This is a genomic window from Salegentibacter salegens, from assembly GCF_900142975.1.
GTDB lineage: Bacteria > Bacteroidota > Bacteroidia > Flavobacteriales > Flavobacteriaceae > Salegentibacter > Salegentibacter salegens.
In genome coordinates this window covers 3,391,739-3,406,155 of sequence record NZ_LT670848.1, presented here as the reverse complement: position 1 = coordinate 3,406,155, position 14,417 = coordinate 3,391,739, and the positions used below count along the sequence as shown (strand labels likewise).

Here is a 14,417-nt window from a genome sequence, read left to right as displayed (position 1 = left end):
AAGTGTTATTTAGCAAAAGCTTTGGAAATTAAAACATCCCATTTCTCAGCGACATTATCAGGCTCATATAAACTTAATTTATTTTTATCTATTTTCTTTGATTCTAAAAATTGTTTACATCCAAGTTCTAATGCAATAAATACACTTTGTGATAAAAGTGGATCAAATTTAGGAAATTCAAAAAAATCCAGTACTTCGCGAATATTCCCCGTGGAGGGACCAACAATTATTTTATTAAAGCTTATTCCTAAAAATAAAATTCCAGAATTCAGATTATTTATCCGTGAAATAAATACAACATCTGCTGCTGACATCCAAATTGATAAATCTTCAAAATTTTTATGAAAGTAATCCACTATAATTTCGCTCTTTTTAAAACGTGGATTAAACAAATTCTCAATCATCCTTTTGACATCCACCCATGACTTTAATCGATGCCGTCCAGGAAATTTTAAAGGGATTTCCCTGCGATACATATAAGGAACCAATAATTTTTTGTTTGCTCTTTTTAGCTTATCAAATGCATTTAAAACTAACTTTCCTTCATTCTTATTTCTTATTTTTCCAGGGGCAATTAAAACCAGGGAATCTTCTTTTATGCCCAATTTTCTCCTGGCTTCTAATTTATCCATCCTCTTTGCATAGTGTCTATATAATGGGTGAGGGATAATAAAATGTTCTTTTAATGGATATTTTGTAGAAAATAACTTCTGACTAAATAGGCCAAAATGGATCATAATATCACATTTTGTCTCAACAATTTCGTAAAGATGTTTATATTCTATATCGCTGGAAGAATGGCTTTTTTTATTATGGACGATATATATTAATTTAACCTGACTTTTCCATCTTGTTAAAACTTTTTTTAGAAAATTTAATTTCTCCACAGAAGGGTCAACCCAGTCTAGAATACTTTCAGGCCATTGAATAATAATACCATCAAAAATTTTAGAATTAAATTTAGAATAATGTCCATATATAAATTCGTGTTGAGAGTGAATGCTTATTTCCTCAAAGAAAGGGTTTGCATTTTTTTGGCCTGGGATGAATATCTTCATAAGCTAGAAATTTTTTTTTTCAGCAGACCTATCAACTTTGAAATAGCCCTTTTAAATATTCTTTGCAACTTCAAAAAAGGTTTGTATATTTCTGCCAACCGTCTTCTCCTTAGTTGGTCTCGAAAAAACTTTGGATGATTATTAACTAATTCTGGATTCTCCCAAAGAATATTTTGAAATAGGCGATTTTTGGATGCCTCAACATATTTAAAGTTTTGCATTTTAAATTCTTCCAATAAATTAGATTCTATTAAATGCCAGCTCCTCACAACACTATCAACCTTTTCCGAACTAGAGTAAGCACTAACATTATCACCCGTAGAATTCCTATAGTATACTTTAGTATTTTTTACAAAACGTATTCCCTTTGAGCGTAACAGGACTCGAACGAAAAATTCCCCATCCTGGTTATTTTGCAAATCTTCAATCCAACCTCCAGACCTTATAATAATTTCTCTTGGCACTAAATAACAGTGAGGTGGAATATAGGTATTTGCCTCGCCTAAATTTTTAAAAAAATTAAAAGGTGTATATATCTTATCTTCATAGGGTAAAAATTTTTCGTCAAATTCCTTTTCAGGATTAATCGAAAAAAGTCCCCAGCTGCAACATGCCACAATCAACCCTGAACAGCTTTTTAACGCTTGAACCTGGCTTTCAATTTTCTTAGAAGATAGCAGGTCATCAGAATCTAGATAATTAATAAATTGTCCCTTTGAATTTTCAAACCCATAGTTTCTACAGGACGGTGCACCTTTGATATATGTCTCGGGTCTTTTTAAAAATTTAAACCGGTTATCCTTTTTTAAATATCTATAGCTTTGTTCTAAGATGAATATGTCTTATATTTGTGTAAAACTATATAGATATGATACCTTCAGATTTCAGGGATTTTTTCGTTAATAGTCCAGCGACTGTTCAACAAGAGATAGTGGCTTCGTTGCTATCATTGTCTTTGCAAGAAAGTGAAGTAAAGGACAGCAACGAGGCAAAAGCAGTTACCTGTCCTCATTGCTCAGAAAAGCGTGTTCGTGCCAATGGCAAGCTCAAAGGCGTTCAACGCTATGTTTGCAATGGCTGTAAGAAGAATTTCAGTGAGACCACAGGTAAGTTTTGGTATAATATAAAAAAGAAAGAGAAGTTAAATCGGTATTTATACTGTTTGTTGTCGGGCTACAGTATCAGGAAAAGTGCAGAAGAGACGGAGATATCAATTCAAACGTCCTTTGATTGGAGACATAAATTGCTCACGTCATTTTCCAGTGTTTCGGTAGAAGAGTTTCAGGGCATAGTCGAAAGCGATGACCTGTTCTTTGCCTACTCAGAAAAAGGAGGACGTCATTTAGGTAGAAAACCGAAAATGCGAGGAGAAAAAGCAAGCAAAGCAGGCATAAGTGATGAAAAAGTAGCTGTAGTGGCAACTTGTGATAGATCTGGAAACAAAGACTTTAAAGTGGCCACAAGAGGTCGTATCAGTAAAGAGGATCTGAATAGAATACTTAAAGGGAAACTTGATAAAGCTGACGTACTCTGCAGCGACAGCCATAGAAGTTATGGTGCTTTTGCAAAAGCCAACACAATTGCCCATAAAAAGTTCAACACCTCAAAGGGACAGCGAACCGTAGATAAGGTGTACCATGTCCAGAATGTAAACAATATGGATATGAGATTGAGAAAGTTCATGGATTCTTTCAATGGGGTAGCTACAAAATACTTACAGAATTACTTGAATTGGTTCTTGGTACTTGAAAAAATCAAGAACTCAACCAGTAAAATGGCAACAGTTACAGCCATTGCCTTTGCTTCAAATAGCGCATGGTACGAGTACAAACAACAACTATTCAATATGCTAATTAGAACTTAGCCATATCTATTTATAATCAGGCTGGTCTCATCGGTAGAACCATCATCAACTATAATCGCTTCCCAGCACTTATATGTTTGTGCGAGAACAGAATCAAGCGTTTCCTTAATTAAATGAGCCCTGTTATAAGTTGGGATTATAATAGAAACAAGAGGTTTTTCATCTTTCCCGGTCATAAACTCTGGATTCTAAACTTTAAAACGAAAATACATATTTAAGGTACTAAATCAGAAAAATCACTCAGATCTTTCTAGGTTATATACTTTAGAAATTAGTTCATCTAAAACTCTTATATGTCTTTCAAGGGTGAAATTATTTGATATATTCTTTCTCCCCATATCACCTAAGACCTTGGCTTTTGGCACATTCTTAAGGGTTTCAATCATTTTCTGAGCCATTCCTATAACATCGTGTTCCTCCACAAGGTAACCCGTTTCTGCTTCTATAACCACATCGGGAATACCGCCATGTAGAGTCGAAATTACAGGAATTCCGGCCGCATTTGCCTCTAAAATTGCTAAGGGTGTTCCTTCACAATCCCCGTTTTTAGCCTGTATGGAATGTTGGACCAAAGCGATAGATTCAGAGAGATATTTCCGGTAATTTTCAGGAGTTATTATTCCTAAAAATTTAATTGAATTCTCCAAATTATAATATTGTACAAGATTCTCACAAGTTTCTTTCAGAGGCCCTTCTCCGGCCATTAATAATTTTGTGTCCGGAAATTGTTCTAAGACTTTTAAAAAAGATAGGATCAGGTAATATGGCGCTTTTTTATCTACAAACCTGCCTATCGAGATAAACTGGAATTTGGAAAATTCTGGCCTAACTGAAAAGAATTCTTCATCAGGTCCATAAACATTATAAACTAATTTTTCTTCAGGGCAGCCTAATGCCAGGAGATCATTATACATCTTATTCGAAACTGCTATAACATAATTAGCAGTTTTAAAAACCTGCATATAATTGTTACTCTTTTCAATAATATTATTTACAGTTGCATCTCTTCCGTGAAAATGAACTATAAGAGGAAGTTTAAGTTCCCTTATGGGATTGATAAATTTATGTGCCACATCCCCAAATTCAGCAAGAACAACATCTATCTTATTTTTTTTAAAAGAGTCAATGAATAAACGTTCGTAAAACCATTTATAATTATTACTGTAAAGCTTTCGTTTAGCCTTATATAAAATTTTCTTTAGGTTGTAATTTATGGAACCATGATTTTCCAGGTAGAATTCTTCCGGAGTTCCATAATAAAAGAAGATATTCCCTCTAAGTCTTTCCTTGTGAGCCCGAATAAACGTTTCAGAGTAAGCGTTCGTAGAAGGAGAGATGATAGCAATGTTCATTTTAATTGCGGTAGTTATTTAATTTAAATTTCACAAAAGACGTTAAAAAGCTAATATAATCACTCTTTTCTATCACGACTTTATAAAAACCAAAAAAAAAGATCTCGCTAAAGCTATGTAATTGAAACCAGGATTGATATAGTTTATTTTTTTCCTGTGATTGTAGAATAGCCTTTTTGCATAACTTCTTACGAATATAGCTTTCTTCAATTAACCTTCGTTTTTTCAGGTCTCTAGTTTTATGATTTCTTGTGACCGTGGTATGATTTCTGAAATAATTTAAATTTTGCGCTAAAAATCCAACATTCGTATTCGGCAAAATCTGACACCAAAAAAGCCAATCTCCACACATTTTCATATTGAGCATTCTAATTGAAAAAAATGAATCTTTTACCAGAGATTTTTTAAAAACAACTGCGCTGGCATTTGGAATAACATTTTTGGTTTTTAAATAGGTTTCTATAAATTTTCTGCCATATAACGAAAAATCATTTTTCCAAATGTTAAGAACAAAATTGGATGTATAATTTATCCGGCTTTTTATTGAGTTTCCGTTTTCATCTACATCAACAGACTGACAATAAATTAAGCCTAAATCTTTCCGGGAAGAACTTTTTAACTGAAAGATTTTTTCTAAAAACTCTAATTCGCAATAATCATCACTCTCAGCAATCCAAATATACTCTCCTTTAGCCAGTGATATTCCTTTTTGCCATTGTTTAAAAGGACTTCCTAAGTTTCGCTCATTGATCACGAAGTGAGAAACCTTCGAGTTTTCTTTATATTTTTCTAAAATAGAAAGACTATTATCTGAAGAAGCATCATCTAATAATATTACCTCAAAATCCTGAAACGTTTGATTAAATATAGTCTCCAACCGTTGTTCTAAAAATTGAGAGTGATTGAAATTAGGTAAAATTACAGTGACTTTAGGAGAATAATTCATTTAATAAAAATTGATCTTTTTCAGAATTTTATATAAACGAGGTCTAAACAGTTTTAACAATCTCTTTTTTTCTTTTTTATTCAAATAGAAAAAGAACTTATCGTATAAAACTTTATCGAAGAGTTTATCATCATGAATTAATTTATTTCTGTTTAAATTGGTGGTTTGTTGTTTATGAAGTCGAAATTTCACCAAAGGTTTATTAATAATAGCTATTTTTTTAAAGCGTAAAATACGATAGTAAAATTCATAATCTAAAATTTGAACCATATCTTCTCTAAAGTATCCTATTTTTTCTACTATTGACTTAGGGAATAAAACCACACTTGGCTCACCAATTTTGTTATAAGGATATCGCTGAAACTCTTCGCTCTTTAAAAAATCATTTTTTAAAAATGAGATAATATTATCCTGAAATTTAAGGTTAACTTGTAAATCCTTAAACAAGTCGGCCCATTGCAGAATTTCAGTTGAAACATTTTTTTCAATTATAAATTCACGTTTTGAACTAACTAATCCAATATTTTTATAATTTTTGAAAACTTTTATTTGCTCTTCAATACAATTGGGTAATAAAACATCATCCTGAAAAAGAAACTTAATATATTTCCCATTTGCTTTTTTTATACAGTTATTCCAGTTAGCACCAATTCCCTTTGGTTTGTGGTGATATATATAAACAGGAAAGATAGCTTTTGCTTTAAAATCTTGGACTATTTCTAAAGTCTGATCATTAGAAGCATCGTCACTAATAATGACTTCTATATTTCTATATGTTTGTTGATTTATAGAATCTAAAGCTTCCTGTAAAAATGGAACACCATTATATGTTGGAATGCAGATGGAAACTAAAAATTTCATTATATACTTATGCTACTAAAATTAAAAGAATTGAAGGAGTCGATAAAAATGTCACTTTATTTCAAAGAATCTTAAAAATAATAGATCTAAACTAAATTTTTAAATATTTGTTGAAAATTCAATGTTACAAGATTTATTTGTTTTACAACTTCTGCGTGAGCTGATTGAAAATCCCAATTTTTATAAATTTTTACAACTTTTGACAAATCAGTATATGGCAAACATGAATCTATATTTTTATAAGTCCAGGTTTTACAGTATTCTTCAACCTTATTCACTCTATTATCTAAAGGAATAAAAGGCACCTCGAAACTTTGAGCGGTTATGAGGCCATGTAAACTTGTTCCTAAAAACATTTTAGAATTAGCAATTAAAAACATAATATCAAATAGAGAATTAGGCATGACAAATTCAAATAAGTATGATTCTTTCGCAAGTTTTCTGAGAAAAACATCATCTTCATGTCTTGGTGCTAAACCAATAGGACATAAAATAACTTTACAATTTAATTCAGCGCATATTTTCATTAAATCTTTGGAAAACAAGACTATATCTTTGGGTATATAAGGCTTACCTATTTGAAGAAAGATATAATCATCCTTAAATTTTATTGGCGAAAATGAGATTTTATCTTTTAAAATCTCTTTGGAGAAAATTTTAGAAATAAATATTGCTGAATCTGGAGAAACAATAGAATCAATATTATGCTCTGAAAGAGATTTCTTTACCCGATTATCTCTTACTGAGATATAATCAGCTGATAAAAGACTTTCCTTAAATTTATAGGTTTGTTTCAACCTTGAGTTCAAAAAAGTGCCCCCTACGGCATTATAAAATATTTTTATTTCCTTCTTAGTAGATAATTCACTTTTATTTGGTGCGAATGGTATAAATACTTTTCCATTTGACAGAAGAAATCTGGTTAAATTATATCTTTTTTCAAATTTGCTATATCTATACCAATAGAGAAGTTTAGAATAATTAAAATTTATAAAAGCATATAAAGTTCCCCAATCTACAAAAAGAACTTCCCCACCTCCAACAATAATATTCCCTCCGTATTTTCGAACATTTTTTTGAAACATTCTGTAGGATTTGGTAGGAGCTGCACCAAAATGAGATAAATCACTTTTGACAATCCCATAATTATAAAATTTAATGTTATTATTTTTTGAATAGAATTCGAAAATTATAGGAAATAGGAGATCTCCATAATTAATGCGATCCGAGGCAGATAAAAAATGTACTATTTTTTTATTTCCAGTCATATGAACAATAAAAACCTTTATCCCAGGATGGTAATTTTCCTGTATTATAAAAATCTCCTTTTTTAGAAGTTAACCATAAACACTCTTCAATATGCTCAAGAAGTTCATCAGATTCTCTTAAATATGAATTAATGAAGAATTCTCCTTTACTCAATGGCCATTTACTAATTTCTAACCTTGCGGTGAAAATCCTATTCAAATTCTTAACATCATAATTTTTGGAAATTGTTTCAGTGGAACAATGGAACTGAGGGATATTGTTCTGATCATAAATACCTACGCCTACAACTAAATTAGCAAGAATACTCTTAATTTCAATTTCTATTTCAAGAAAAACTTTTTGTCCAGACATAATCACAGAAATAAATTCTCCTTTCTGATTCTTAAAAAACATATTTTTAATTCTAGCCTTATCGCTAGAGACATTTCTCTTATTTTTTGAAAAATTATATTCAATTTTTTTATCTGCTAAATAGTGCCTAATACTATCTTCTGTATTACCAGAGAATGAAATTAAACCATTCTCTAAAACCAAGCAATTAGTACACAAGTTTTGAACTGAAACCATATTGTGACTCACGAAAAGGACTGTTCTGCCTTCTCCCAAAGAAAGATCTTGCATCTTACCAATAGCTTTTTTTTGAAACTCGGCATCACCAACGGCCAATACCTCATCTACCACTAAAATCTCCGGTTCCAGGTGAGCAGCTACTGCAAACCCTAATCTTACGGTCATCCCACTACTGTAACGTTTTACAGGAGTGTCTATATATTTCTCACAACCCGAGAAAGCAATGATCTCATCTAGTTTAGATTTAATTTCTGCCCGGTTCATTCCTAATACTGCACCATTCATAAAAATGTTTTCCCTACCGGTAAGTTCTCCATGAAATCCCGTTCCTACTTCCAGTAAGGAGGCAATTCTACCTCTAGTTTTTATACTACCGGTTGTGGGCGCTGTTACTCTTGAAAGAATTTTCAGCAAGGTGGATTTACCGGCACCGTTTTTTCCAATAATACCGAGAACTTCTCCTGACTTTACTTCAAAATTTATATCTCGCAACGCCCATACATAATCTTCATTCGCTTTAACGCTTCTGTCATTTACGCCGCCTACTTTTAAATAAGGATCCTCTTTGCTCCTTATGTTATGCCACCACCTGTTAAGGTCATGTTGTAAACTACCAGTGCCAACTGTACCCAAACGGTATTGCTTAGAAATATTTTCCGCTTTTAGTATTATGCTCATATTCATCTAAAGTTCATCACCGTATATCCATTTTAATTTAATTTTCCCAGCCTAAAAACCAAAACATCAATTGAAGCATTTTAAAAAATTTATATAGATAAAAGCCAGAATTTTATACATCATTAAATCTTTCCAAAAATAATTTAAGTCTATTTTTTGGCACCAAGATATAATCACAGAGGTTTAAATCTGAGTGAATACCAATAAAATCAATTTTCTCTAATTCAAGTACTTTTTTGTGTTTAATTATTTTGAAAATGGTATAATTAAGATTTTTAATTAATACCTCAATTTCATCCTGTCTTTTTTTTCGTAAAGAATTCTCTTGCGAGTAAACAGGAAGTATTTCTATAAGAATGAGGGGTTGATCTTGTTGAATCCTGCTGTGAAAACTTTTTAAGACTTCCAGTTCTCCTCCTTCGACATCAATCTTTAAAATTGATACTCCTGAAAGATTTACAGCATTTTCAATAGTAGTAACATCTAGTAGTGTTATATAATTTGAAAATTTTATAGCGTTTTCTTTACGAAATCCCTGGATCGTAGATGCAGCACTATCGGTACTGGAATTAGTAGTGAAATAAAGCTTAGCTAAAGATACCTCATTCGAAATACCAACTGGTATAATACACGTGTTTTCAAACCTATTTTCTTTAATAAGCTTAGAAACATAATTAACACAATGGGAATTTGGCTCAAATCCAATATATTCGGTTTTAGAATTCACACTCTTCAGTTTCAATAGTGTTTGACCTAAATTAACTCCAACATCAACAAATTTTCCTTTTTCAAAAGACACAATAAACTCCAAAATTTCTGTCATCCAGGGTTCCGAAATCTGCAAGTTAACTATACCTGTGTTTCCCATTAAAGGAATTTTAAAGAGCTTCTTATTAACAGGTGCATAAGCATTAAAATTAAAAAATCTCAAGAGCTTAAAAGCCTGTAAAATTTTGATTAACCAGCCGCGCATTAGAAAATTTTAAAGTTTATATCCTAATTAAATTAAACCGTATCAATAAAATTCTTCTCAGTTCGATTAAAAATAATTAAACCCAGTAGAAAGAGCACAATTGACAATCCTAAAGTGTATAAAAAACCAGGCCAGGTAAAAGTTCCGGTATCTAATACCATATACCTAAAGCCTTCGATTATTTGCGTTAAGGGATTATATTTTACCAGCCAGGCCCAGTCTGGCATCTTTTCGGAAACCTCGCTTAGTGGATAAGGAACCGCCGAAATATACATTAATAACGTTGTGGCAAAACCTACTAAAACAGTTAAATCACGATATTTGGTGGTTAAAGCTGAAATCGTCATTCCAGCGCCAAGCCCTAATAAAGCCATCATTAACACATAAACCGGAAATAAAACTATATTCGCATTCGGACTAATTTCTGCACCATTAAATATAAAATAGAAATAGAAAATAATTAATATCAGCAATTGGATTCCGAATTTAAATAAATTAGAGATCACTGTTTTTAACGGCATAATCACCCGCGGAAAATAGACCTTTCCGAAAATTCCTGCGTTAGCGCTAAAGGTGTTTGAAGTTCCAGTAAGGCACTGGTTAAAATAGTTCCAGGCGGTGATCCCGGTGAGGTTGAATAAAAAAGCAGGTACATTCCCGGTGGGAATACTAGCAATATTATTAAAAACAAGGGTAAAGATAATCGAGGTAAAAAGCGGCTGGATAAAATACCATAAAGGCCCTAAAATAGTTTGTTTATAAACAGTAACAATATCCCTTTTCACAAAAAGGATCAACAAATCGCGATACCGCCAAACCTCCTTAAAATTAAGATCTATCAGCTTTCGCTTAGGGGTGATTTCGTATAGCCAGTCGTTGTTATTCGCTTCGCTCATTATCGTGAGGAGTTATTAGTGAAGAGTGAAATGAGGAGACAAAAATATCAAAAAATATATTCATTCCTTTCTATTTAAATAATTTCTGAACCCTAGTAATAACTTACGAACTTCTATGGCTGATTCAAAGACGTTGTTTCCATCGTTGATATAATCTAATCTTTCTGCGATTATTAATTGAGTTTCTATTTCGGCAACTGAACCAATTGCAATATTTATAAAATAAAGCAGTTCTTTATCGCCTTTTCGGACTGCACCTTCAGCAATATTTGAAGGAATTGAAACCGAAGCCCTTCTAAGCTGGTTTGTCAAACCATATATTTCTGAAGAAGGAAAATTAGAAGTAAGCTTATAAATCTCCTCCACCAAATCTATACTCCTTTTCCAAACATCCAGATCTTTATGATTCATCATGTTACTTATTTATTTCTCTTCACGCTTAACTCTTCACTCCTCACTTTTCATTCTTCACCCTTCCCTCTTCACTCAAAAACGAACTACTTCTCACCCTTCACTCACAACGCATTACTCAAAATTCCGCATCGCCTTTTTCCACCAGCGTTTGAATTTTCGGGTGGGATCAGATTTTTCTACGTAGCCTTTAGAATAACGGTTGTAACCGTAGCCATAACCATAGCCGTAGCCATAGCCGTAGCCGTATCCATAACCATATTTAGCACGGTGCACAAAATGGTTTAATACAAAACTGATATTCTTAATCTCGCCTTTATGATATTTCTCGTTTATAGATTCCAACATTCCGCGTTTGGTATAATCCTGGCGTATCAAATAAATCGTGGCATCTGCGTGTTTTACGAGGTTTAAAGCATCGGCTACCATCCCAATTGGCGGAGTATCCAGAATTATATAGTCGTATTTCTGTTTTAATTCCTCCATCAACTTATCCATTTGCTCGTTAATAAGCAACTCTGATGGGTTGGGGGGCACCGGCCCGGCCGTAATTACGTCTAAATAAGGAATCTTACTTTGCTGAATAATCTCATCGGTTCCTGCCTGGTCTATTAAATAATTCACTACTCCCACATCATTGTTCAGCTGAAAATCATCAAAGATCTTCGGCTTTCTTAAATCGACACCTACCAGCACTGTTTTGCGTTCACTTAAGGCGAAAACCGTTGCCAGGTTCATCGCGCAGAAAGTTTTCCCTTCCCCCGAAACAGAAGAAGTAATTAACAGTGTTTTAGAACCGGTAACGCCTTGCTTCTTATACATAAACTGGAGACTGGAACGCAGGCCCCGAAACCCTTCTGAAATTGATGATTTTGGATTGTTAAAAACCACCAGATTCGAATCGGTTTTACTTTTTCCTATCATTCCCAAAATAGGAATTGGGGATAAACGTGTTACTTCCTGGGCGTTATGAATATTCGTATTTAAGAAAACCAACAGAAAAACAAAGGTTAGCGGAATCACGCCCCCAACCAAGACCGCCATAACATAATTAAGCTGGGTATTTGGACCAATTTGTCCGCCACCGGTATCTTTAGCCGAATCGATTACCATCACATCACTTACATTCGCAGCTTTTATAAGCCCCGCCTCGCTCCTTTTTTCCAGGAACATATTGTAAGATTTCTCGTTTAGGCTGTAACGACGCTGAATTTTAAGCAAATCCTGTTCTTCCTGCGGAAGCTTACTTATTTCAGACTCCAGACGCGCGATTTGTTGATTTATATCTCTTTGTTCATCCTGTAATAAACCTTTAGAGGAACTAATATTTTCCAGTAAAATAGACTTAACCGAGTTGATTTGCCGGTCTATATCGTCAAATACAGGAGAATCCTCCTTTAAGGAATATTGGTAGTTACTTCTTTCTTCTGCAAGGGAAATAATACGGGAAACTCCACTGGCTATGCTCCCTTCTGAAATTCCTGCTACCGAAGGCGCGGGAGCGTTAGAATAATCATTCCGGGTTTCCAGGTAATTTCTTAAGGTTTCGTAGTAAGAAAGTTGCCGCCTAATATCTTCTTTTCTTAGGTCTAAGGTAGAAAGCCGGTTGGAAAGCTGAGAACTTTCAGCAGAAATATCCATGATTGCATTTTCATTCCTAAACTGGTTCAGCTCTGCTTCTACCAACTTCAATGCTTCAGATTGTACTGCCAAACTGGAATCTATAAACCGAATGGTTTTGGTAGCAAAAAGATTTTTCCGCGCCAGCATATTTTCGCTTAGCACCCGTACAGTTCCATTGAGGTAATCTACAATTCTATCTTTATTACCACCGGTTTGACTCATCCTTAAAACCGAAGAACCCTGGGATTCGGGGCTAACATTTACATTTCGGTACCTCCCCACAGCCGAGTCAAAATTCATAAAACTCACGTAGAATGGAGTCCCAACCTGCAGGGGTTGCTCTACCCTAAGAATAGTTCCGCTAAAAAATGGAAGCCGAACCTGTTCTCCTGATTTATAATTTTTACTGAATTCTTTAGGATCAACCTCCCGATAAGTTTTCTCTTTAGTTTTATAATTCTGAAGACTCAAACTTGAAGGAACATTTGCTTTTAAATTGTATGTAGACGAATCTAAAAATGTAATCGTCATCGTTACATTTAAAGCTTGCGACATCGTTGTATCGGCAACTACTTTAAAGGGTGCACTGCCATAGGCATCTATACGTTGATATTCGCCATCCTTTAAATACTGGGTATAGAATTGAAGTTCTTCTACTACCTCTTCATTATGCGAGCGCGACCTTAAAATCGTCATCGCAGTATTCACCTTATCTGAAGTCCCGCCCCAGTTAAAAGTTAAACTGGTATTACTGGTAAAAAACGGATTCTGATCGTCTTTTATAGAAATGGAGTTCCCCAGGTTATAAACCGGTAATTTCCTTACATTGTTATAATAGGCTACCGCCAGGCTTATCCCCACCGAAAGTAAAATTAACTTCCAGTAACTTATCACTTTAAGCACAAACCCTTTAAAATCGAAGGTTGAGCCTACATCTGATATGTGATCATCTTCATGCGCCATTTAAATCCTGCTAAATAATAATATTGTAGTTGTAATAAACGATAATATAGTAACTCCGGTTCTAAATATTTCCAGTCCGGTTGTTCCCAGTCCCAATGCTTTTTGCGGCAATGCATTGACTAAAATAAGGTCGTTGGGTTGAATATAGTAATACTCACTTTTAGTTGCATCAATATCGGTTAGGTCTATACGATGCACCTTTTCGCCCTCGGGATATTGCCTGATGATTTTTACATTTTCCATATCGCCATATTCGGTAATTCCACCGGCATTGGCCACGGCCTCCATAATTGTTACCTTTTCTTTATAAATTACCTGGCTACCGGTTCCTATTTCACCCAGGGTGGTATACCGTATTCCGGCCAGCTTTACGGTCACAAAAATATTAGCTTCTTCCCTAAAATAATTTTCCAGTAATAGTCCTTCAATTTTCTCCCTGATCTCCTTTTCGGTGTAGCCTAAAACATTCACCTCGCCTAAAGTTGGTACGCGAATATTCCCGTGATCATCTACTATAAATCCATCAAAATAAACGGCTTCTTCAGTAGTGGCATTCGGATTTGCTTCTCCAACCGGGTTAAACATTCCCACCAATTCCTGATCCAGGGCTTTTACCCGAATACTTAAAAGGTCTCCGGTTTGAATGCGATATGGTTTTTTAAGCTGTTGAATTTGAATAACACTATCCAGCTTTTCGTCGTTATCCTGAAGATAAGTAGTTTTTTTAGTAGAAATACAGGACGAGAAACTCAAAACTCCCGCCAGTAAGATTAGAATTAAATAGTATCTCTTCAGCATATTTTACTATTGATTCGGGACATCAGGATGAATAAAGTCGACAAATGCACTTTTGGGCCTTCCATCGGCATCCTAATTTAGATAGTTTTAACAAATATAGTTTTTGTAGGCTAATAATAAAATTAAGTCGCAATTTTCCTTTTATTTTGCACAAA

At 33.9% G+C, this 14,417-nt stretch carries 14 protein-coding genes; 1 reads left to right on the top strand and 13 read right to left on the bottom strand.

The genetic code is table 11. From position 1 onward, the window contains the following. Window positions 1-5 precede the first annotated feature (5 nt). Window positions 6-1,058 carry a glycosyltransferase family protein gene (locus B5488_RS15100; RefSeq protein WP_079736019.1) on the bottom strand — a complete coding sequence of 351 codons (1,053 nt, stop codon included), beginning with the start codon at window positions 1,056-1,058 and terminating at the stop codon, window positions 6-8. After that, the gene (locus B5488_RS15095; RefSeq protein ID WP_262507362.1) at window positions 1,055-1,891 is read right to left on the bottom strand and encodes a glycosyltransferase family A protein; all 837 of its coding nucleotides are present in this window, start codon (window positions 1,889-1,891) and stop codon (window positions 1,055-1,057) included. The genes B5488_RS15100 and B5488_RS15095 overlap by 4 nt, the downstream gene beginning before the upstream one ends. 35 nt (window positions 1,892-1,926) lie before the next feature. On the opposite strand from B5488_RS15095, the gene B5488_RS15090 reads away from it, so the two are divergent. Next, complete coding sequence (locus tag B5488_RS15090; RefSeq protein ID WP_079733415.1) at window positions 1,927-2,922, top strand: IS1595 family transposase; 996 nt, start codon at window positions 1,927-1,929, stop codon at window positions 2,920-2,922. Here the strand turns inward: B5488_RS15090 and B5488_RS18295 are convergent. From B5488_RS18295 to B5488_RS15035, 11 genes are all read right to left on the bottom strand, one after another. Beyond that, window positions 2,919-3,098 (bottom strand): glycosyltransferase family 2 protein, encoded by a 180-nt coding sequence (locus B5488_RS18295; RefSeq protein ID WP_079736017.1) that lies wholly within the window; start codon window positions 3,096-3,098, stop codon window positions 2,919-2,921. The two genes, B5488_RS15090 and B5488_RS18295, sit on opposite strands and share 4 nt — an antisense overlap. 60 nt (window positions 3,099-3,158) lie before the next feature. After that, window positions 3,159-4,274 (bottom strand): glycosyltransferase family 4 protein, encoded by a 1,116-nt coding sequence (locus B5488_RS15080; protein ID WP_079736016.1) that lies wholly within the window; start codon window positions 4,272-4,274, stop codon window positions 3,159-3,161. Window position 4,275: 1 nt separating this feature from the next. Beyond that, on the bottom strand, window positions 4,276-5,220 hold the full coding sequence (locus B5488_RS15075; RefSeq protein WP_079736015.1) for a glycosyltransferase family 2 protein: 945 nt from the start codon (window positions 5,218-5,220) through the stop codon (window positions 4,276-4,278). Continuing rightward, window positions 5,221-6,081, bottom strand: coding sequence for a glycosyltransferase family 2 protein (locus tag B5488_RS15070; protein WP_079736014.1), 861 nt, complete (start codon window positions 6,079-6,081; stop codon window positions 5,221-5,223). An 86-nt stretch (window positions 6,082-6,167) separates the two neighbouring features. Beyond that, window positions 6,168-7,349 (bottom strand): polysaccharide pyruvyl transferase family protein, encoded by a 1,182-nt coding sequence (locus B5488_RS15065; RefSeq protein WP_079736013.1) that lies wholly within the window; start codon window positions 7,347-7,349, stop codon window positions 6,168-6,170. Continuing rightward, window positions 7,336-8,598: an ABC transporter ATP-binding protein gene (locus B5488_RS15060; protein WP_079736640.1), complete on the bottom strand. Its 1,263-nt coding sequence runs from the start codon at window positions 8,596-8,598 to the stop codon at window positions 7,336-7,338. The genes B5488_RS15065 and B5488_RS15060 overlap by 14 nt, the downstream gene beginning before the upstream one ends. 112 nt (window positions 8,599-8,710) lie before the next feature. Then, window positions 8,711-9,571, bottom strand: a complete 861-nt coding sequence (locus B5488_RS15055) for an FkbM family methyltransferase (protein ID WP_079736012.1) — start codon at window positions 9,569-9,571, stop codon at window positions 8,711-8,713. 32 nt (window positions 9,572-9,603) lie between these two features. Then, window positions 9,604-10,467: an ABC transporter permease gene (locus tag B5488_RS15050; RefSeq protein WP_079736011.1), complete on the bottom strand. Its 864-nt coding sequence runs from the start codon at window positions 10,465-10,467 to the stop codon at window positions 9,604-9,606. A gap of 60 nt (window positions 10,468-10,527) precedes the next feature. Next, window positions 10,528-10,881, bottom strand: coding sequence for a four helix bundle protein (locus B5488_RS15045; RefSeq protein WP_079736010.1), 354 nt, complete (start codon window positions 10,879-10,881; stop codon window positions 10,528-10,530). 111 nt (window positions 10,882-10,992) lie between these two features. Continuing rightward, window positions 10,993-13,464, bottom strand: a complete 2,472-nt coding sequence (locus B5488_RS15040; RefSeq protein ID WP_079736009.1) for a polysaccharide biosynthesis tyrosine autokinase — start codon at window positions 13,462-13,464, stop codon at window positions 10,993-10,995. Further along, the gene (locus tag B5488_RS15035; RefSeq protein WP_079736008.1) at window positions 13,465-14,262 is read right to left on the bottom strand and encodes a polysaccharide biosynthesis/export family protein; all 798 of its coding nucleotides are present in this window, start codon (window positions 14,260-14,262) and stop codon (window positions 13,465-13,467) included. Window positions 14,263-14,417: the final 155 nt, after the last annotated feature.